This window comes from Candidatus Baltobacteraceae bacterium (assembly GCA_035502855.1).
Taxonomy (GTDB): Bacteria; Vulcanimicrobiota; Vulcanimicrobiia; order Vulcanimicrobiales; family Vulcanimicrobiaceae; genus Aquilonibacter.
This window is the reverse complement of the sequence record DATJTX010000039.1, coordinates 104,676-123,281: the sequence shown is the minus strand read 5'-3', so window position 1 is coordinate 123,281 and position 18,606 is coordinate 104,676. Positions and strand designations below refer to the sequence as shown.

Sequence of the window (18,606 nt, the reverse complement as noted above, 5' to 3'; positions counted from 1 at the left end):
GAAATCTTTACCGCCTCATCGCGAAAGGAGCGCTCATGCACGCCCTGCTCTTCAGCGCGCTCCTCGCGGTCGTTTCCGCCCCGCATGCCATGGTCGTGACCGAACAACATCTCGCTTCGCAAGCCGGACTCGCCGTGCTCGAACGCGGCGGCAACGCCGTCGACGCCGCGGTCGCGGTCGGCTACGCGCTCGCCGTCGTGGATCCGTGCTGCGGTAATCTCGGCGGCGGCGGCTTCATGCTCATTCGGATGCACGACGGTCGCGAGCGATTCATCGATTTCCGGGAGAAGGCGCCGCTGCGCGCGACCCGCGACATGTATTTGGACGCGCACGGCAACGTGGTGCCGGAGCGTTCGCGCAAGGGATGGCTCGCGATCGGCGTTCCCGGGACCGTGATGGGACTCGATCGGGCGCTCGCGCAATTCGGCACGCGCTCGCGCGCAGCGGTCATGGCGGCGGCGATTCGATTGGCGCGCGACGGCTACGTGCTGCAGCCGGGCGACATGGTTCCGTTTCGCGGTTCGGCCGGCGAAGGCTATAGCGGCTGGAGCGCCGGCGGCGCGAAGCCGCACCCCGGCGAGCGGGTCGTGCAGCCCGATCTCGCCCGCACGTTGGAGCTGATCGCGGCGGACGGCGATGAGGCGTTCTATCGCGGGCCGATCGCGCGTGCGATCGTTGCCGCCGGCAATCGCCACGGTGGAATTCTCTCGATGCGCGATTTCGCCGACTACACGGTCGATGAATCGGCCCCGATCCACTGCGCGTATCACGACCTCGAGATCATCTCGGCTCCGCCGCCCAGCTCCGGCGGCGTTACGCTCTGCGAGATCTTGAACGTCATCGCGCCCTACCCATTTGCGCAGTGGGGTTGGCATAGCGTGCGTGAGACGCACTACCTGATCGAAGCCGAACGGCGCGCATACGCCGACCGCAACGCATATCTCGGCGATCCCACCTTCGTGCATGATCCGGTGGCGCAATTGCTCGATCCCGCGTATGCGGCGCATTTGCGCGCGCAGATCGACCCGGTTCGCGCGACGCCGTCGAGCCGGGTGCATCCCGGGCTGAAGATCAGCGTGCACGAAAACGGAGAAACCACGCACTACTCGATCGTCGATCGCTGGGGTAACGCGGTCGCGGTGACCTATACGCTCAACGACTGGTTCGGCTCGGGCGTCATGGCGGCAGGCACGGGCTTTCTTCTCAACGACGAAATGGACGATTTTACGTCGAAACCCGGCGTGCCGAACATGTACGGGCTCGTCCAAGGCGAGACGAACGACATCCAGCCCGGAAAACGCCCGCTCTCGTCGATGACGCCGACCATTGTCTTGCGCGGCGGCCGGCTGGCGATGGTGACCGGCAGCCCCGGCGGTTCGCGCATCATCACGATCGTGCTCGAAACGCTGCTCAACGTCTTCGATTTCGGCATGAACGCGCAAGCCGCGGTCGACGCACCGCGTGTCCACATGCAGTGGCTGCCCGATCGCATCGACTACGAGCCCGGCGCGCTAACCGCTGCGACGATGCGCGCGCTGCGCACCGAGGGCTACCGGTTCAAGGAGATCCCGTTCTGGGGTTCGGCGCAGGCGATCGTCGCCGATCCGCGCACCGGCATGCTGTACGGCGGCACCGATCGGCGTCATCCCGCCGGCGCCGCGCTGGGCTATTAGTGCGTAGTCCGTTCGGCAGGGGTTCGGTAAAGATTCAGTAAATCGCGCAGACCAGAGGGATGCGGTTGAGCGGTTGTAACCGCAGTCCTGCCGCTATTCCGTTGTGGCGAAGGGAGAGGCTCCGGGCTTGATGCCGTCAGAGCTCCAAGCAGTGGATGCAACCGCACTCGCGCGTGTGACGCAGGAACGTGATGAACTGCGCGAAGCGCTGCGTCACGCGCAGGGCGTCACCAGCTTTGCGTATTACACGGTCGACTTGGCGACCGATTTGGTCACCGTTTCCGAGCCCTTCGCGCAGATCTGGGGCCTTCCGGCGGGCACGACGCACGTACACTACGACGATCTTTTGCAGCGCGTACACCCGGAGGATCGCGACGCATTCGATACGCTGCGCAAGCACGCGATCGAATCGGGTCCCTCGCTCGCGCTGCAATGCCGCATCGTGCGCACCAACGGCGAGGTCCGGTTCATCCGAACCTTCGGAACGATCTTCAGCAACGCGATCGGCGTTGCGGAACGCAGCGTCGGAAGCGTCTTCGATTGCACCGATCAGATCCAAGCGCAGAATGCGGTGCTCTTTCTTTCCACTCACGATCCGCTCACCGGTCTGTTGAACCGGCATCAGCTGCTCGAGGTGCTCGATCACTATGCGGATCAAGTCGGCACGCGCGGCGCGCTCGTGCTCTTCGACATCGACCGGTTCGCGCAAATCAACGAGATCGCCGGGCACGCGGTCGGCGATCAGCTTTTGCGCGCGATCGCCGAGCGCGTACGCTTCTTGGAGGCCGACGGGCACTACGTGGCGCGTCTGGGCTCAGACGAATTCGCGTGCTTGCTGATCGATCCGAAGGATCGCAGCCTCGTCGACGACGGAATCGAACGCCTGCGTGGTTCGCTCGACGCGCCGTTCGAAGCTGGGCACGCAGAATTCGTGCTGCGCGCGACGATGGGTTTGGCCGAGCATCCGCACGACGGAACCGGCGAAGGCTTGCTGCAAAACGCCGTCATGGCGCTGCATGCGGCCAAGACCGCCGCGCGCGGCGGCTTGGTGCGCTACGGCCCCGCGCTCGAACGAAAGATGAGCGTGCGCAGCCGGCTCGAGCGCGACCTTCCGGCGGCAATCGAGCGCAGCGAGTTCGCGATGTACTACCAACCGCTGATCGACGCATCGGACGAGCGCGTCATCGCGGCGGAGGCGCTCTTGCGCTGGCAGCATCCCGAACTGGGTCTGCTCACGCCCGACGTCTTTCTCACGATCGCCGAAGAGAGCGACGCCGTCGTCGAGATCGGAAAGTGGGCGATCGATCGCGCCTGCCGCGATGCGATGCTGATTCGCGACTCGCTCGGGCGCGACGTGCGGTTGAACGTGAACGTCTCGCCGCGTCACGTGCAATCCGCGCGCCTGGTCGGCCACGTTTCCAGCGCGTTGGCCGATTCGGGCTGGAAAGCGGCCGCGCTGCAACTCGAAGTGACCGAGCAGCTGTTGATCGAGGACATCCCGAGCGCGGTCGCGACGCTCGAGCAGTTGCGGTCGCGCGGCATCTCGATCGCGATCGACGACTTCGGCACCGGATACAACACGCTCTCGTATCTGAAATCGTACCCGGTGAGCTGTATCAAGATCGATCGCGCGTTCGTCAAAGATGCGGAGAACGACCGATACAGCCGCGCGATTTGCCGTTCGGTGGCGGCACTGGCCGATTCGCTGCACATGCAGGTGATCGGCGAGGGGGTCGAGACTCGCGGCCAAGCCGATTTCCTGCGTAAGATCGGCTGCCACGAGCTGCAGGGCTTTCACTTCGGTCAGCCGGTCACGGCATGGGACTTTATGACCACCTACGGTACGGAGGGCGTTTGGTTGACGTAGCGCCTACATGATGATTGGGATGGAGGCCGAAATAGGCGGAGGCCGGTGTTAGACGATATCTTTGGACTCGTTCAGTCCTTCGTGGACGGAGGCGAACCCGCACCGTCGGATATCGTGTCGCGCCCTGTGGAGCGCCTCGAGCGCATGCGCTCCTTCCTGCGCCGGCTCGACACCGAGCTTCCCCAGGTCATCGTGGAGGCGCTCGAAGAGGCTGCTCGCGTGACCCACGCCGACGTTGCGGCGATCTTCGAAGTCCAGGGTGAGTTCCTCCAGTGCGCGTTCTCCACCGATCCTTCGCTGTTGGAATCGCGGGTGCAAATCAACGGCGAGAGCGAGGTGCGCGAGCACGGCACGTCGGCGCTGCGCGCCGCCGCCGGCTTGGCCGACGCGCTCTGCGCGATGCTTTACGCGGGCGAACGCGAGTGGGTGTTGATGCTCGGCGAGCGCACGTCGCGGCTTGACCGTTCGGTATTCGAGACCGACGCGGAGACGCTGCTCGACGTTTTCACGCAACTCTTGCGGCAGCGCGCGCAGGCGCTGGAAGCGCGCTCGCTCTTCGACCACGTGACCGGTTTGCCCGATCGCTGGGCGACGATGAATCGTTTGAAAGAAACGATTCTGGCCTCCAAGCGCAACGGCACGCACGCGGCGCTGCTCTTCATCGACCTCAACGGATTCAAAGGCGTCAACGACTCGTTCGGTCACGCGCACGGGGACATGGTCTTGCGTACCATCGCTTCGACGCTGCGCGAGGCGTTGCGCGCCAACGAATTTGTCGGGCGAATCGGCGGCGATGAATTCGCGGTACTTCTGCCGATGGTACGCAGCTATGAGGAGGCGACGTCCGCGGCCAAACGTTTGGCCGACGGCGTGCGCGATTTGGGGATCGTGCATGGTGCGGGCGCCGTGTCGCTCAGCGTCGGTGTTGCGTTCTATCCCGAGCATGCGGCCGACGTCGAGGAATGGCTGCATCACGCGGATCTCGCAATGTATCAAGCCAAGCGGCAGCACGAGTCGCATTTCGTTTTCCGCCCCGGCGAAGGGCCCGAGGATTGGTCGCCGCTGGCGGTGGAGATCGAAGAATCCTACTCACGCGAGTTTCTGCTCTGCTTTCAGCCGATCTTCGAGGTTGAATCGGGCACGGTCGTCGCCGCCGAGGCGCTGCTGCGGTCGTTGCATCCGCAGGAGGGCGTGCAGTCGGCATTCATGACGATGGCGGCCGCGCGCGCGCGCCGCTCGATCGAGCATCTCGACGCCTGGGTAACGCGCCGCGCGCTCGCGTGCGCAAACGAATGGCGTGCGCAAGGCGTGCAGCGCATTCATGTCAACATCGGCTGCGTGAACGACGAGATCTTCGGCAACGTGCTGCGGGCGGTCGACGCGAGCGGTTGCGACACCTCGATGCTCGCGCTCGAGTTGGATTGGGGGCGTTTCAACGCCGATATCGACGCCTACCGCGGGTTTGCCGAGGCGGCCGAGCGCTGCGGTCTGTACGTCGGTTTGGACGGGTTCGGCGAAACCGCGCTCGACCTGCCGCTGCTCGAAGGGCTGCCGGTGCGTTTCGTCAAGCCCTCACACGCGCTGCTCCCGTCGGGCGGCGCGAAGGGAAAAGGCATGGACGCGATCGTTGCCTTTGCGCGCGTCTTCGGCTGGGACGTGATCGCGACGCGCGTCGCATCGGCCGATGACCGCGCGGCCTGCCGTTCAGCCGGCGTGAAGTACATGCAGGGTTTTGCGGTTGCGCAGCCGATGACCGCGATCGACTTCAACCAATGGATCGAAACCAGCCCGCGCATCGCTCTCGTGACCTGATCTCGGCCTGTGCGCTCACGGCGTGCATCGACGGCGCCTGCCGATGGTGCGGTGCGCAGCTGCCGCAACGGCGTCGCACGTGGTGCAGCGACCGCTGCGCCGATGCGTTTTGGAAGAACCATTGGTGGTCGCTGGCGCGCGTCGCGGCCAAACGGCGTGACCGCTACCGGTGCAAACGCTGCGGCCACAAACCGATCGCCCGCAGTCATCCGCACTATCGCAAGCGGCGTAAGACCGACCGGCTCGAGGTAAATCACATCGCTCAGGCGCGCGGCGCACATCGTTCGCTCAGCTGCCTGCACCATTTGACCAACCTCGAGACGCTGTGTCTGCAGTGCCACAAAACCGAAACGGCTCGCCAGCGGGTGTAGGTTTGCCGCGGGCACTGCTGGTATAACGGCCGGTATGTCAACCCTCACGCCCGAGCGCCGCAAGGAGCTCGAACTGCGGGCGAACGACGTCCGCGAAGGCATCATCCGCTCGCTCCTCGCCGCCGGCTCAGGCCACAGCGCCGGCTCGCTCGACATGGCCGACGTCTTCACGGCCCTTTACGGCTTCATCATGCGCCACGATCCGAACCGCCCCGACTGGCCCGATCGCGACCGCCTGTTGCTCTCGTGCGGGCACATCGCGCCCGTTCGCTATTCGGCGATGGCGAACTTCGGCTACCTGCCGGTCGAGGAGTTGCTGACGTTGCGCAAGTTCGGATCGCGCTTACAAGGACACCCGGAGCGGGTGAAACTGCCGGCGCTGGAGACGACCTCGGGGCCCCTCGGCGAAGGGCTCGCGCAGGGCACGGGCATGGCGCTCGGCGCCAAGCTCGACCACAAAGATTGGCGCGTTTACGTCGTCACCTCCGATGGGGAACATCAGTGCGGTCTGCATTGGGAAGCCGTGATGACCGCCGCCAAATTCAAGCTCGACAATCTCACCGCCGTCGTCGATCGCAACTTCATTCAAATCGACGGCAGCACCGAAGAGGTGATGCCGCTGGAACCGCTTGCGGATAAGTACCGCGCTTTCAACTGGGAAGTGTTCTCGTGTAACGGCAACGACATCGGCGAGTTCATCGACGTTGTGGAACGCGCGAAGCGCGTCGCCGGTAAACCGCAGGTGATCATCGCGAACACCGTTCCCGGCAAAGGCGTGAGCTACATGGAAGGCGACTACACGTGGCACGGCAAGCCGCCGAACAAGGACCAAGCCGGCGAGGCGCTGCGGGAACTCGAGGCAACGCGTGAGAGGATCCTCGCCGATGTCTAGCGTCGAAACGTTGGATGACGCGGCGCGAGCGATGGCGCTGGTCGATTATCGCGATGCGGGCGAACTCAAGTCGGTTCCAACGCGCAACGGCTTCGGGGAGGGTTTGATCGAAGCGGGAACGCGCAACGTCAACGTGCTGGGAATCTGCGCCGACCTCGCCGAGTCGACGCGCATGGAGGGCTTCAAGAAGGCCCATCCGGCGCAATATCTCGAGATCGGCGTCGCCGAGCAGATGCTCGTTGCGATGGCGGGCGGGCTTGCCGCGGTGGGCAAGATTCCATGGATCGCGTCGTACGCAATGTTCAATCCGGGGCGCTCCTGGGAGCAAGTGCGCACCATCATGGCGCTCAACGAGGCAAACGTAAAAATCGCGGGCGCTCACGCCGGCGTCTCCGTCGGTCCCGACGGCGCTACACACCAGGCGATCGAGGACATCGCGATTATGCGCGTGATCCCGCATATGACGGTCGTCGTTCCGTGCGATTCGGTGCAAACGAAAAAGGCGACGATCGCGCTCTCCGAACGTTTCGGCCCGACGTACCTGCGGTTCGGGCGCGATAAGTCGCCGGTCGTCACGACCGAAGCAACGCCGTTCGAAATCGGGAAAGCGCAGAAGTTTCGCACCGGCGATGACGTGGCGATCGTGGCATGCGGCATCCTCGTCTACAATGCGCTCGTCGCGGCAGAGGAATTGGCAAGCGAGGACGGCATCGAAGCGAGCGTCATCAACAATCACACGGTCAAGCCGATGGACGAGCGGGCGATCGTCGACGCGGCGCGCACGTGCGGCGCCGTCGTAACCGTCGAGGAGCACCAAGTGCACGGCGGGATGGGTTCAGCCGTCGCCGAGACCCTGGCCGCGCACTACCCGGTGCCGATCGAATTCATCGGCGTTGCGGATCGCTTCGGGCAGTCGGGCGAGCCGGCCGAGTTGATCGAAGCATATGGTATGGGCAGCAGTGCGATCAAGGATGCCGTCCGGCGCGCCTACGCGCGCAAGCAAGTCTAGGGAAGCTCTTCAGAGCTTCCCTAGACTTTTCTTCGAGTTAGCACGTTTGCGCCCGCCTGCTGCTGGGTAAAGCCCACGAAAGTATGGCCTTCGAAGCAGCGGGCGAGTTCGACGCGGCGACGCTGCGAACGTTCGCTCAGAGGCTCGAACGCGTTACGCTCGTTTTAGACTCGAGCGCCGAATGCGTGCAGATCAACGCAGCCTGGACCGCCTTCGCCGGACTCGAAGCCGACCGTTCGCTCGGGAACGGTTGGCAATTGGCCATTCACCCCAGCGACCTTCCCGGCGCACTGACGGCAATCGAAGCCGGCATGCGCGCGGAGCAGCCGTTCGAGCTGCGCTATCGTTTGCGATCGGCGCACGGCGACTACGCGACCTTTGCCGCGGCTTGCCTTCCGGTACGAGAAAGCTCCGGCGCGCTGCGCGAATGGCTCGTCATCTCCGACCGCGCGGACCTGGAACATGCCGGGGACGATCGTTTTTGGAAACTCGCGGACGCGCTGCCGGTGCTGGTATGGGCGACCGATCGCGACGATCGCCTCACCTTCGTCAATCGCGCCTGGCTGGAATACACCGGACTCGGCGCCGGGTCCACGATCGACGAGCGCAACGCGCTCGTGCATCCGCTCGATCTTCCTTTCTTGATGCGGGCCCTACGCGGGGGCGCCCGGGCGGTGGACTTCCGGCTGCGCCGGCGCGCCGACGGAATGTACCGTTGGCACTATCTGCGCTGGGAGCATCTGAACGCTCCGCCCTTCCCATTTTATCGCATCGGCACCGCGATGGACGTGCACGATCAACGCACGGCGACCGAGCTGCGCGACCGTCAATTGCGCGCGATCGCCGAAGCGCTTCCCGACATCGTGTGGTCGACGGACGCGCGCGGCGTCCAGGACTATACCAACGGCGCGCTCCAGCGGTTCACGGGTCTGTCCGAAGACGAATGCGTCGGAGACGTCTGGCAGCGCTTCACCCATCCGCTCGACTGGCTGGTGACACGCGAGCGTTGGAACGAGGCTTTGATAACCGGTAATCCGTACGAGATTCAGCACCGGCTGATGCGCCGCGACGGAAGTTCACGTTGGTTTCTCTCGCGCGCACGCCCGATGCGCAACGAACTGGGTGAGATCGTGCGCTGGTTCGGAACGAGTACCGATATCCACGACCAGAAGCGCCTGGCGCAGGAGCAAACGTATCTCGCCGAACTGGGACGGATCGTCAACAGTTCGCTCGAACTCGATCGCACGCTGCGCCACATCTGTGAAGCCGCCGTTCCGCTGTTGGCCGATTCCTGTCAAATCGATCTGTTGACCAACGGGGTGCTGCGCCGCGCCGCCGCGGCGCACAACGGGCCGCAGCGCGAGGTGTCGGCGGCGCGGATTCGTGAAAACGTGTTCGGCGGCGAGCGCGCTTCGGTCTTCACCGAACGCATCGATGATTCGTCGTTCCAAACGATCGTCGTTCCGATGCGCGTGCGCGGAAAACCGATCGGCGCGATTTCATTCATTCGGCCGCACGATTCCGGTGAAGACGGTATCGCCAACGTCGGCTTCTTGGAAGAAGTCGCGCGGCGCTGCGCGCTGGCGATTCAGAACGCGCAGCTCTACCAGCGCGAGCACCGAGTCGCGGACGCGCTACAAACCGCCTCGTTGCCGAAGCGCCTTCCGGAAGTCGACGGCATCGAAATGGACGCGATTTACGTGCCGGGGCGGAGCGAAGCGCAGATCGGCGGCGATTGGTACGACGCCTTTGTGCTTCCCGACGGGCGGATCGTCGTTTCGATCGGCGACGTGGCCGGAAGCGGACTCGACGCCGCCGTCACGATGAGCAACATGCGTCAGGTCATTCGCGGCATCGCGCAGGTGCATGCCGAGCCGGTACTGATGCTGAATTCGGCCGACCGCGCGCTGCGGATGGACGATCCGGATCGTTTCGTGACGGCGTTCGTCGGTGTCATCGACCCGATCGCGAGCACGATGACCTATGCAAGCGCCGGTCACCTTCCACCGTATATTCGCCGCCGCGACGGCACGCTCGACGAGCTGGTATTCGTGGATTTGCCGCTCGGCCTGCGCGAACGGTTTTCGATCGAAACGTGCAGCGTGAGTGTGGGCGACGGCGACTTGCTCGTGTTTTACACGGACGGGCTGGTGGAATCGTCGCACAACCTCGAGGAAGGCGTGCGAATACTACGCGCTGCCTTGAGCGACCCGCAGATCGATCGGGCTGCGCATCCCGCCGCCTTCATTCGGGATAGCGTACTGCTCGACGGCGCGCGCGACGACGTCGCGATCCTGACGCTGCGAGTACACGGTGATGCGCGCCTGGGCAACTTGCGGCGCTGGAGCTTTGCGGCGCTCGAGCCCGTCGGGCTCGCGCGCATCCGCCACGAGCTTCGCGCCGCGCTGATTGAATACGGCGTTTCCGAACTACACTTGGAAACCGCCGAGGTCGTGCTGGGCGAGTTGACCGGAAACGTCGTTCGTCATGCGCCCGGTGCGGTGGAAATCGTGCTCGATCACACCGCGGGCAAGCTCGTGCTGCACGTAATCGACGAGGGACCCGGCTTCGAGCGCGCGCCGATGCTGCCGGTGGACGTCATGAGCGAATCGGGACGGGGACTGTTCATCGTCTCCCGTCTGACGGGCGAATTCAGCATAACGAAACGGCACCCGCGTGGCTCTCACGCGCGTGCCGTTCTTCCGAAATAGCCGGCGCTACAGGAGCACCGTACGAAATGTCGCCGATAGTCGTCGCTCGCGATGACGCCGGCGGCCCATGATTCTATCCGATGTCCGTGGAGCAATAGCATGTGACCATTCGTGACGTGCCGGGCCGGAGATTACGAGAAGACTATTCGCCGGGAGGTCCACGTCAATTGGTCTTGGGTGCGATTTCGATCGAAGCGACATAGTGCAAGGAGCTAGCAGCGAGAGCGAGGCTACTACGTCGCCAAAGCACGCTACGGCATCAACATGCGGCGCTATACCTTGACCGGGTGTATACTCATTTACAATGACCTGGTCCGGTATGCGATCGAACAGGCCTTCAGCGACGAGCTGCTTGCCCAAAGAGTATGCCCAGTCGGGAATGTCGCCCAGCCGCATTCCGGGGCCAATTCTGCGTGCGCGGTAGTCGTAGAGGTACCCGAAATGTTGAACACGACGCTTGAGGTCGTTACGCCACTTCGCGTCATCCTCGCTGTCCACGTGCTCAACAATGTACTCGGCGAAGTCGCTATCGACATAGTCGTGGAGCACCATTAGACCCGGCACGTCGTAGCAGACGGGAGTATATCCCAGCGCGCTTTTTTCGCTGAACAATGGGAGCACTTCGTCCTTACCAGAGTTGTTGTATTGCGTATGCGACATTCTTCTTGACTTGCTGTTCCACCGGGAAGAAATCGCCAACCACCCTAGGCGAACGCCTGTTCGATGCTATGCCCTCAGAATAGTTCCGATATTGCGCAATGTCAAGAGTTATTCCCACGGCAGCATTCCTCAAGAATCGCCCGAGTCGCATGTAGTTCGTTGGCTGTCCACGATTGACGTCGGATACGATCAGGTGGCCTCGTGGAATCCCAAGGGCCTTGATCCCGCAGATAACATCTGCGAAGTCTCGCACATCCGTATCTGCAAGGTGCGTTTGATTGAGAACGTAGCTGCAGTAGAAAAGCGCGGCCGTCTTCCCGGCGGCGAGCGCCACCGGTACGTCGCGCGCCGCTTGAAAAAACACACGCTGGGCTCCGCAATGGAAGAGATCATTATCGGAGAGGAAGTTCGTCGCAACCTCGTGCATCATAGTCGACCGATCGATGCCGAGGTAGGAAAACCGTGCCGGCTGTCCGCCTAGCTCTCGATTTCGCGTCGCCAAGACAAGTGCCGCTGTTCCCGGCCCGCACCCGAAATCAATGACAACCGCGTCGGGATCGGTAAAAATTGGCCCGGCGGCATTCTGCCGCAGGATCGCGAGATTCGCGTCAAAGTGTTGGTGCATGTAGCACATGCAGTAGCACGCCACGACGCGGAAGTCGCCAAAATCGGCCTGGCCATGTTCGCAGATTCGTGACTTTGCCGCGTCGGCCAATTCTCGGTCCGATCGCACGCGCGACCAAATGACGCGCTCAAACGAGGAATCAAAGCCCATACACTGTCCAGAACCCTTCGACATCGAACAGAGGCTCGCTTTTTTGTGCGAGCCGCCGTGCGTCTATCGTAGGACTTTTGGACTAGCGGCGCAGTCCCAGTTCGCCGATGAGCGAGCGATAGCGCTCGAGATCTTTCTTTTGCAGGTAATTCAACAGGCGGCGCCGCTGGCCGACCTGCAGCAAAAGGCCGCGCCGGCTGTGATGGTCCTTCTTGTGCACCTTGAGGTGATCGGTGAGCTGGTTGATCGAGGCGGTCAAGATCGCGATCTGCACTTCGGCCGAGCCGGTATCGTTCGATCCGCGGCCGTACTTGGCGGCGATCTCCGCCTTTTGTTCTTTGGTGAGAGGCACGAACGGTTGCTCCTTGCGGTCAGGATAGTCTCACTCGGGTACAGGGCGCGGATGCGTGCCTGGCGCATCCCGGCTCCATCCCGGCGACCGGCGTAGCATAGCAAAAGAGCCTGGCCACCTGCAAGGGCTAGTCGCGGCTATCGGAGCTCGATAGAGATGTCCCCATTTGGACTCAATAGAGATGTCCCCATCGAGAGGAACCCCTCCCCATGGAGTTGCTATCGATGAGCCACCCGGAACTTGCCCGTTTGGAGGCGTGCCAACGCCTTCAGGCGGGGCTTCTCACTCAGGCTGAGGCCGCTCGTCAGCTTGCCTTGTCCGAACAGCACGTCCGCCGCTTGCTCTCCCTCTACCGCCGCGTTGGTCCCGGGGGGCTTCAGTCACGCCGGCGATCGAGTTGGTTCGCGAAAGGTATCCCGACTTCGGCCTAACCTTGGCTGCCGAAAAGCTGCGTGGGCGCGACCTAGTCGCGGATCGGGGTGGGGCGCCCGTCGCGATCGACCGCGACGAAGACGAAGGAGCCGGTGGCCGAGAGGCGCCGGCGGCCGCTGGCCGGTTCTTCGGCCCAGAGTTCGACCTGCGCGGTGAGCGAGGTCCGCCCGACCTTCACGATGCGCGCCACGACCTCGACGAATTCGCCGACGCGAATCGGCTCTTTGAAGTCGATGCGGTCGATCGAAGCGGTGACCACGGCCTTACGGCAGGCACGCATCGCGACGATCGCGCCGACCTCGTCCATCATTGCGACGGCCTTGCCGCCGAAGAGCGTGCCGAGCACATTAGCATCTTGCGGAAAGACCAGCTCGGTACGTCGCTCGACGATCGATTCGTACGGGTTCATGCGGTGCGATTAGTCCAGCGCCGCGACGAGCGACACCTCCACCAAGTATTCCGGCGCCGCGAGCTTACTTTCGACGGTCGCACGCGCCGGCGGATTGCTCGGGTCGATCCAGGCGTCCCATACGGCGTTCATCGCATCGAACGACGCGATGTCGGCAAGCCAAATGTTGGCGGAGAGAATGCGCGAACGCGTCGTTCCGGCTTCCGCCAGCAACGCATCGAGCTTTGCCAGCACGTTGCGTGTCTGTCCCGCAACGTCGTGAGCTTGCGCATCGACCTGTCCGGCGGTAAAGAGCAAACCGCCATAGAGCACGCCCGCGCTGTAGCGCGGACCGGGTTTGAGTCGCACGATATCTGCCATATTGACATGCTATTAGGTTCATGGCAAATTAGCAATATAGCAATGAAACTAACTGTTGAACAGTTCGAGGCCGCGCTGCGTGCGCTCGCCAGTGACCGGCGCCTGGCCGTCCTGGAGTGGCTCAAAGATCCGCGCGCGCATTTCCGCGAGCAAGTCGACGGCGATTTGGTTGACGACGGCGTGTGCGGTGTCTTCATCGCGGAAAAGCTCGGCGTCAGCCAGCCGACCGCGAGCGAGCATTTGCGCGTGCTGGTTGCCGCAGGGCTGCTGAGCGGGAAGCGGATCAAACAGTGGACGTTCTATAAACGCGATGAGGAGCGGATCGCGCAGCTCAAGCGCTGGTTCGAGCGAGCGATTTGACGATGGAGTTGGATTATCACGATTCGGATGCGATGCACAACCGGCAGCGCGACCGGCGGTTTCACCCTCTAGAAAGGCACAGATTCGATGTCACGCTTTTCGAAAAACGAAATCATCTCGCTGATCGGTGAGGAGCCGAGCTTTGATTTGGGCGGCAGTTACGGCCCGAATCTTCGCCTCGAAGAGTTGCTCGACGAAGACATGGAGGCGCGCATCAAGCAGATTGCGCTCGGGTACGGCACGGCGCAGGGAGACGCGCAGCTGCGCGCCGCGATCGCGGACGTCCAAGGCGTGCCTGCACACGAGGTCGTGATCACCGTCGGCGGCGCGCACGCGCTCTTCTTGCTCGCATTCATCCTGTGCGAACGCGGTGACGAAGCCGTGCTCATCACGCCGGCCTTTCCGCCCGCGCGTGCCACGCTGGATGCCGTCGGCGCAACGGTACGCGCGCTTGCGCTCTTACGGGCGCCGGCGTGCGCGTTTCGAAAGGCGCATGGTTCGATGACGAAGCGCGCATCTTTCGCTTGGGGTTCGGCCATCTTTCACTCGCGTACCTCGACGCCGCGTACGACGCCCTGAGTACCGCCCTCACGCAAACGATCGGCGCCATTGCTTAATCGCGAGCGTATCGCGGCGATGGAGCCGCTCATCCGGCCGTACATCCGGCGCACGCCGGTACTCGATCTCGACGGCACGTTGCTCAAGCTCGAGCTGATGCAGGTCAGCGGTTCGTTCAAAGCGCGCGGCGCGTTTGCGAATCTTCTGACTCGCGCGGTGCCGCCGGCCGGCGTCGTCGCGGCTTCGGGAGGTAACCACGGCGCGGCGGTCGCGCACGCCGCGACGCGCCTGGGCATCGCGTGCCGCATCTTCGTGCCCGAGGTGTCGTCACCGGCGAAGATCGAGCGGATTCGCGCGACCGGCGCCGAGCTCGTGATCGTGCCCGGCGTCTATCCGGACGCGCTCAAGGCCGGCACCGCCGATGCCGCCGAGCGCGGCGCGCTCACCGTGCACGCCTTCGATCAGGCCGAGACCATTCTGGGCGCGGGTTCGCTCGGTAAAGAGCTCGAGGACGCTGACGCGTCGATCGACACGGTCCTGGTTCCGGTCGGCGGCGGAGGATTGATTGCCGGGATCGCAGCGTGGTATGGAGGCCGGATCCGGGTCATCGGCGTCGAACCCGAGGGCGCGCCGACGTTGGATTGGGCGCTGCGCGCAGGGGGTCCGGTCGATGCGCCGACGGGAAGCATCGCCAACGATTCGCTCGCCGGCGGGGCACTGGGGGCGCTGGTCTATCCGATCGCGCAACGTTTCGTCGACCGCGCGGTGCTGGTGAGCGATGACGAGATTCGCGCGGCCCGCGAAACCCTGTGGCAGCGCGCGCGCGTGCTCGCCGAGCCCGGCGGTGCAACCGCCTTTGCGGCGCTGCTTTCAAAGAAGTATGTGCCGCGGGACCGAGAACGAGTTGCCGTGATCGTGAGCGGCGGGAATACGGTGTTGTCGTGGACTTAGGCATTCGTGGGCGCGTTGCGCTCGTCACCGGCGCGAGCGCGGGAATCGGCGAAGCAGTCGCGCTCGCGCTTGCCGCCGAAGGCGTCAGCCTCGCGGTTGCAGCGCGCCGGCGCGAGCGGCTGGAAGCCGTCGCCAAGCGCGCGAAAGAATTGGGCGCGACCGATGCGCGCGCGTTCGAAGTCGATTTGAGCGAGACGAAATCCGTTGCAAAACTGGTCGCCGACGTCAGCAACGCGTTCGGCGGCGTCGAGATCCTCGTACTCAACGGCGGCGGTCCGAAACCGGGCGTGTTCACGAAAATGACGCTCGACGATTGGGATGCCGGCTATCGCAACGTCCTGCGCTGCATGCTCGAGCTCGTTTACGGCGTGTTGCCGGGCATGGCCGCGAGCCGGTGGGGGCGCATCGTTGCGTTCACGTCGTCTTCGGTGAAACAGCCGATCCCGAACCTTACGCTCTCGAACGCGTTTCGCACCGCACTCGTCGCCGCGCTCAAGACGCTCTCGATCGAGGTCGCCAAAGACGGCATCACCGTCAATTCGATCGCAACCGGCCGCGTGCTCACCGATCGCCTGCGTCAACTGTATCCGGACGAAGCTGCGATAGCGGCAGCGGCAAAGGCCGACGTGCCGATCGGCCGCGTCGCGACGCCGGCGGAGTTTGCGCCGATGATCGCCTTCCTGTGCAGCGAGGCCGCGCGGTACGTGAGCGGACAAACGATCGCGATCGACGGCGGTCTGATCAAGTCGCTGTACTGATTTACACGGCTTGATGGAATTCATTCGCGTCGCCGACGTCGCGGCGGTGCCGCCCGGTGCGTCGGCAACCGTTCGCGTCGGACGCTACGAAATCGCCCTGTTCAATGTGAACGGAACGGTCTACGCACTGGAAAACGCATGTCCGCACCAAGGCGGTCCGATCGCCGAGGGCTGGGTCGAGGGCCTCACCGTCACCTGCCCGTGGCATGCCTGGTGTTTCGATCTGCGCACGGGAAACCTGACGCTGGGTGATTTTGCGTTCGTTCCGCGGTTCGACGTGCGTATCGAGCAGGACGGCATCTATCTTTCCTCGGAGCCGATCCCGCGATGATCAATGCAGCGGAACCGGCCTGGGACGGACACGTTGGAACGGCGGGAGGAGCGGCCTTTGGCGCCGGGCTGACTGCGCTCGCCGCCGAGCGTGAGGTCAGTCACGGCCGTTTGGCGGAAGCGATCGGCCTGCCGCTCGACCGTCTTGCCGCCGTCCTTGCCGGGAGCGAACGCATCGGCATCTCGGCACTCGCGCGGTTGGCGCATGCGCTGCGCACGCGACCGATCGAGTTTCTCCAGAAAACAGCGATCCTTTCGCTGGAAGTCTATGCCTTCGGCCTCGACCCGCTCTACTTTTTGCCCGAAGGCCCGGTCCGCTACGACGCTCGCATCTACATGCGCGAGATCAATCCGCGCCATCGCGTTCCCGAGGGCGACATGACCAAACGCAACCCCGCATTGCAAGCGCTCGCCGCCGACGAGGTGCTCGATGCGCTCGGGAAGATCGAAATCGAGCTTGCCTACCTGCTTCGAGCGGCCGTCCAGCAAACGGGTGGGACACTCTAGCGGACAGGGCGAAAGATCGGCCCCACGATGCAAGGTGTTGATGGTAAGCGAATCGCCGCGCTGATCGGTGATGGATTCGAAGAGGCGGATTTGTTCGAGCCGCGGCGCGCGCTCGAGGAGGCCGGGGCGGTCGTTACGATCGTGGGCCTGGACGAGCGGGCGCGCGCGCGCATCCGCGGAAAGCGCGGGTTGGACGACGGGCAGAGCTTGCGGGCCGAAGAGCTGGTCGCCGATTGCACGGCCGAGGATTTCGACGCGCTCTTGATCCCGGGCGGCACCTCGCCGGACCGGATTCGCATGAACAAGGAAGTGCAGCGGCTGGTCCGTGAGTTCGATTCGGCCAAGAAGCCGATCTTCTCGGTCGGACACGGTGCGCAAGTTCTGATCTCCGCGCAGCTCGTGCGCAGCCGGCAGGTGACCGGCGCGCATTCGATCGCCGATGACATTCGTAACGCCGGCGGGCTCTATCGCGATCAGCCGACGGTCGGCGATTCGAATTGGGTGAGCACGCGGGGCGCGGAGGATCTTCCCCAGTTCAACCGCACGATGCTCGAAAAGCTCGCCGCCTCTGGGGCGGCGCTGTCGGCATAGGGCAAAGCCTCAGCTTTGACCGATGAAGTCTTCGTAACGCGCGAGCGATTCGCCGTATTGCCGCAGGGCGATGAATCCGGCGAGCGCACAAAAGATCAGCTCAGTGGCGACGCCGACGGCGTCGCCGCTTTTCGTTGAGTAGGCGTCCGCATATACGGCGAGCACGTAAGCAATCGCGATCGTCGCCGCCGCGAGCGCGATCGGCGCCAAACGCCGAGCGCCGCTGCGCGTCGTCGCGTTCAGTGCGACCAGCGTGCTCGCGATCACGCAGGCCAGCGCGAGGATGAAGAAGGTTGGCGGCGCGGCGAAGCCGCTCACGTATTGCGCTGCCCAGTAGACGAGCGCGGAAAGCGTGGCCGCCAAGACGGGTGCGAGCGCTTTGGCGCGCGCGAGTTCACGGCCAAAGAGCGGTGCGCTGCGTTCGGTCGTATCGAGATACGTGTGACGGCCGGGACCTTGGGCGAGCGCGAGCGCGATACCGATCGTCGAGCAGAAGAACATCGGTCCGGCCAGCCACACACTGCGCGTCGCAAGGTCGGCGGTGAGCGGGTCGGTGATCGCCGCGATCCCGTGCGGCTGCACGAATCCCACCACCGCCGCGCTCGCACAGGCGAATGCGAGCGAACGCCGTTCGGCGCGCAGCCGCGCGCTCACGATCGCCATCAGCGCGCCGGGACTCATGCGCGGTCCTGCGCTTGCACGATCAGGACCGCGCATCCCGAGGCTGCCTCGAGAATCGCCGGCGTGAATGTAGCTTGCGGCCGATCGAGCACGAGCAATTGCGGCGAGGGCACGAGAGCGCCGACCACCGGATAGGCGAAGGCTTCGTGCAGGCCGTGCAGGCGCTCCAGTAGGAGTTGAGCATGCGCGCGTGCGCGCAGGGGATCGAGGTCCCACAACGCGGCACGATACGCAATGTAACGGTCGGCGTCCATTTGCGAGAGCGGGAGCGGATCGTGCGGCACGAACGCCGCAATGCGCTTGCAGTGCACCGGCTGCACGCGCGGGTCGTATTCGCCGATCGTCACCGACCCGCTCGTCGCGCGCGCGAGTGCCGCCGCCATCATGGCGAGCGCTTCCGCTTCGTGTCCGTTCGCGCAAACGCGCGTCATGCGTTCCCCCGGCGCGAGGTCGAGGCTGGTCGGCGCTACGATCTGCTCGCCGTTCCTCTCGTACGCCGCGTCGCGCATGCGCAGAATGTGCATCGGGGGCGTTTTCGCCGTGCGTG

At 64.2% G+C, this 18,606-nt stretch carries 20 protein-coding genes; 14 read left to right on the top strand and 6 right to left on the bottom strand.

The window, feature by feature from the left end; genetic code table 11:
• The first annotated feature begins 35 nt into the window (after window positions 1-35).
• From ggt to VMF11_15700, 7 genes are all read left to right on the top strand, one after another.
• A complete protein-coding gene (ggt, locus tag VMF11_15730) occupies window positions 36-1,673 on the top strand; it encodes a gamma-glutamyltransferase (protein ID HTU71753.1) in 1,638 nt (545 codons plus the stop codon).
• A gap of 130 nt (window positions 1,674-1,803) precedes the next feature.
• Window positions 1,804-3,540, top strand: a complete 1,737-nt coding sequence (locus VMF11_15725) for a GGDEF and EAL domain-containing protein (protein HTU71752.1) — start codon at window positions 1,804-1,806, stop codon at window positions 3,538-3,540.
• A 144-nt stretch (window positions 3,541-3,684) separates the two neighbouring features.
• Complete coding sequence (locus VMF11_15720) at window positions 3,685-5,352, top strand: diguanylate cyclase (GenBank protein HTU71751.1); 1,668 nt, start codon at window positions 3,685-3,687, stop codon at window positions 5,350-5,352.
• Complete coding sequence (locus tag VMF11_15715) at window positions 5,313-5,723, top strand: hypothetical protein (protein ID HTU71750.1); 411 nt, start codon at window positions 5,313-5,315, stop codon at window positions 5,721-5,723. The genes VMF11_15720 and VMF11_15715 overlap by 40 nt, the downstream gene beginning before the upstream one ends.
• A gap of 34 nt (window positions 5,724-5,757) precedes the next feature.
• Window positions 5,758-6,615 carry a transketolase gene (locus tag VMF11_15710; protein ID HTU71749.1) on the top strand — a complete coding sequence of 286 codons (858 nt, stop codon included), beginning with the start codon at window positions 5,758-5,760 and terminating at the stop codon, window positions 6,613-6,615.
• The gene (locus tag VMF11_15705) at window positions 6,608-7,624 is read left to right on the top strand and encodes a transketolase C-terminal domain-containing protein (protein HTU71748.1); all 1,017 of its coding nucleotides are present in this window, start codon (window positions 6,608-6,610) and stop codon (window positions 7,622-7,624) included. Before VMF11_15710 ends, VMF11_15705 begins: the two co-directional genes overlap by 8 nt.
• A gap of 83 nt (window positions 7,625-7,707) precedes the next feature.
• On the top strand, window positions 7,708-10,335 hold the full coding sequence (locus VMF11_15700; GenBank protein HTU71747.1) for a SpoIIE family protein phosphatase: 2,628 nt from the start codon (window positions 7,708-7,710) through the stop codon (window positions 10,333-10,335).
• 628 nt (window positions 10,336-10,963) lie between these two features.
• Here the strand turns inward: VMF11_15700 and VMF11_15695 are convergent.
• From VMF11_15695 to VMF11_15680, 4 genes are all read right to left on the bottom strand, one after another.
• The gene (locus tag VMF11_15695) at window positions 10,964-11,770 is read right to left on the bottom strand and encodes a class I SAM-dependent methyltransferase (GenBank protein HTU71746.1); all 807 of its coding nucleotides are present in this window, start codon (window positions 11,768-11,770) and stop codon (window positions 10,964-10,966) included.
• Window positions 11,771-11,852: 82 nt separating this feature from the next.
• Window positions 11,853-12,122, bottom strand: a complete 270-nt coding sequence (gene rpsO, locus VMF11_15690; GenBank protein ID HTU71745.1) for a 30S ribosomal protein S15 — start codon at window positions 12,120-12,122, stop codon at window positions 11,853-11,855.
• Window positions 12,123-12,585: 463 nt separating this feature from the next.
• Window positions 12,586-12,963, bottom strand: coding sequence for an acyl-CoA thioesterase (locus tag VMF11_15685; protein HTU71744.1), 378 nt, complete (start codon window positions 12,961-12,963; stop codon window positions 12,586-12,588).
• Window positions 12,964-12,972: 9 nt separating this feature from the next.
• A complete protein-coding gene (locus VMF11_15680; protein HTU71743.1) occupies window positions 12,973-13,323 on the bottom strand; it encodes a RidA family protein in 351 nt (116 codons plus the stop codon).
• 42 nt (window positions 13,324-13,365) lie between these two features.
• Between VMF11_15680 and VMF11_15675 the strand changes: the two genes are divergently transcribed.
• From VMF11_15675 to VMF11_15645, 7 genes are all read left to right on the top strand, one after another.
• The gene (locus VMF11_15675; protein HTU71742.1) at window positions 13,366-13,683 is read left to right on the top strand and encodes a helix-turn-helix domain-containing protein; all 318 of its coding nucleotides are present in this window, start codon (window positions 13,366-13,368) and stop codon (window positions 13,681-13,683) included.
• Window positions 13,684-13,770: 87 nt separating this feature from the next.
• Window positions 13,771-14,262 carry an aminotransferase class I/II-fold pyridoxal phosphate-dependent enzyme gene (locus tag VMF11_15670; GenBank protein HTU71741.1) on the top strand — a complete coding sequence of 164 codons (492 nt, stop codon included), beginning with the start codon at window positions 13,771-13,773 and terminating at the stop codon, window positions 14,260-14,262.
• Window positions 14,263-14,292: 30 nt separating this feature from the next.
• Entirely contained in the window at window positions 14,293-15,192 is a 900-nt protein-coding gene (locus tag VMF11_15665; GenBank protein ID HTU71740.1) for a threonine/serine dehydratase, read from the top strand.
• Entirely contained in the window at window positions 15,183-15,950 is a 768-nt protein-coding gene (locus tag VMF11_15660; GenBank protein HTU71739.1) for an SDR family oxidoreductase, read from the top strand. The genes VMF11_15665 and VMF11_15660 overlap by 10 nt, the downstream gene beginning before the upstream one ends.
• 13 nt (window positions 15,951-15,963) lie before the next feature.
• Window positions 15,964-16,281 (top strand): Rieske 2Fe-2S domain-containing protein, encoded by a 318-nt coding sequence (locus tag VMF11_15655; protein HTU71738.1) that lies wholly within the window; start codon window positions 15,964-15,966, stop codon window positions 16,279-16,281.
• Window positions 16,278-16,787 carry a hypothetical protein gene (locus VMF11_15650; protein ID HTU71737.1) on the top strand — a complete coding sequence of 170 codons (510 nt, stop codon included), beginning with the start codon at window positions 16,278-16,280 and terminating at the stop codon, window positions 16,785-16,787. Before VMF11_15655 ends, VMF11_15650 begins: the two co-directional genes overlap by 4 nt.
• A 27-nt stretch (window positions 16,788-16,814) precedes the next feature.
• Window positions 16,815-17,378 (top strand): type 1 glutamine amidotransferase domain-containing protein, encoded by a 564-nt coding sequence (locus VMF11_15645; protein HTU71736.1) that lies wholly within the window; start codon window positions 16,815-16,817, stop codon window positions 17,376-17,378.
• A gap of 9 nt (window positions 17,379-17,387) precedes the next feature.
• Here VMF11_15645 and VMF11_15640 read toward each other — a convergent pair whose 3' ends face one another.
• Window positions 17,388-18,059, bottom strand: coding sequence for a hypothetical protein (locus tag VMF11_15640; protein HTU71735.1), 672 nt, complete (start codon window positions 18,057-18,059; stop codon window positions 17,388-17,390).
• Complete coding sequence (locus VMF11_15635) at window positions 18,056-18,583, bottom strand: hypothetical protein (GenBank protein HTU71734.1); 528 nt, start codon at window positions 18,581-18,583, stop codon at window positions 18,056-18,058. Before VMF11_15635 ends, VMF11_15640 begins: the two co-directional genes overlap by 4 nt.
• Window positions 18,584-18,606 lie beyond the last annotated feature (23 nt).

Bases quoted from the DNA above. Each gene is read 5' to 3' on its own strand.
- VMF11_15645 (HTU71736.1), top strand. From the start codon at position 16,815: ATGCAAGGTGTTGATGGTAAGCGAATCGCCGCGCTGATCGGTGATGGA.
- VMF11_15705 (HTU71748.1), top strand. From the start codon at position 6,608: ATGTCTAGCGTCGAAACGTTGGATGACGCGGCGCGAGCGATGGCGCTG.
- VMF11_15650 (HTU71737.1), top strand. From the start codon at position 16,278: ATGATCAATGCAGCGGAACCGGCCTGGGACGGACACGTTGGAACGGCG.
- VMF11_15635 (HTU71734.1), bottom strand. From the start codon at position 18,583: ATGCACATTCTGCGCATGCGCGACGCGGCGTACGAGAGGAACGGCGAG.
- VMF11_15640 (HTU71735.1), bottom strand. From the start codon at position 18,059: ATGAGTCCCGGCGCGCTGATGGCGATCGTGAGCGCGCGGCTGCGCGCC.
- VMF11_15720 (HTU71751.1), top strand. From the start codon at position 3,685: ATGCGCTCCTTCCTGCGCCGGCTCGACACCGAGCTTCCCCAGGTCATC.
- VMF11_15685 (HTU71744.1), bottom strand. From the start codon at position 12,963: ATGAACCCGTACGAATCGATCGTCGAGCGACGTACCGAGCTGGTCTTT.
- VMF11_15695 (HTU71746.1), bottom strand. From the start codon at position 11,770: ATGGGCTTTGATTCCTCGTTTGAGCGCGTCATTTGGTCGCGCGTGCGA.
- VMF11_15725 (HTU71752.1), top strand. From the start codon at position 1,804: ATGCCGTCAGAGCTCCAAGCAGTGGATGCAACCGCACTCGCGCGTGTG.
- VMF11_15710 (HTU71749.1), top strand. From the start codon at position 5,758: ATGTCAACCCTCACGCCCGAGCGCCGCAAGGAGCTCGAACTGCGGGCG.
- VMF11_15680 (HTU71743.1), bottom strand. From the start codon at position 13,323: ATGGCAGATATCGTGCGACTCAAACCCGGTCCGCGCTACAGCGCGGGC.
- VMF11_15675 (HTU71742.1), top strand. From the start codon at position 13,366: ATGAAACTAACTGTTGAACAGTTCGAGGCCGCGCTGCGTGCGCTCGCC.
- VMF11_15700 (HTU71747.1), top strand. From the start codon at position 7,708: ATGGCCTTCGAAGCAGCGGGCGAGTTCGACGCGGCGACGCTGCGAACG.
- VMF11_15715 (HTU71750.1), top strand. From the start codon at position 5,313: ATGGATCGAAACCAGCCCGCGCATCGCTCTCGTGACCTGATCTCGGCC.
- VMF11_15655 (HTU71738.1), top strand. From the start codon at position 15,964: ATGGAATTCATTCGCGTCGCCGACGTCGCGGCGGTGCCGCCCGGTGCG.
- VMF11_15670 (HTU71741.1), top strand. From the start codon at position 13,771: ATGTCACGCTTTTCGAAAAACGAAATCATCTCGCTGATCGGTGAGGAG.
- ggt (HTU71753.1), top strand. From the start codon at position 36: ATGCACGCCCTGCTCTTCAGCGCGCTCCTCGCGGTCGTTTCCGCCCCG.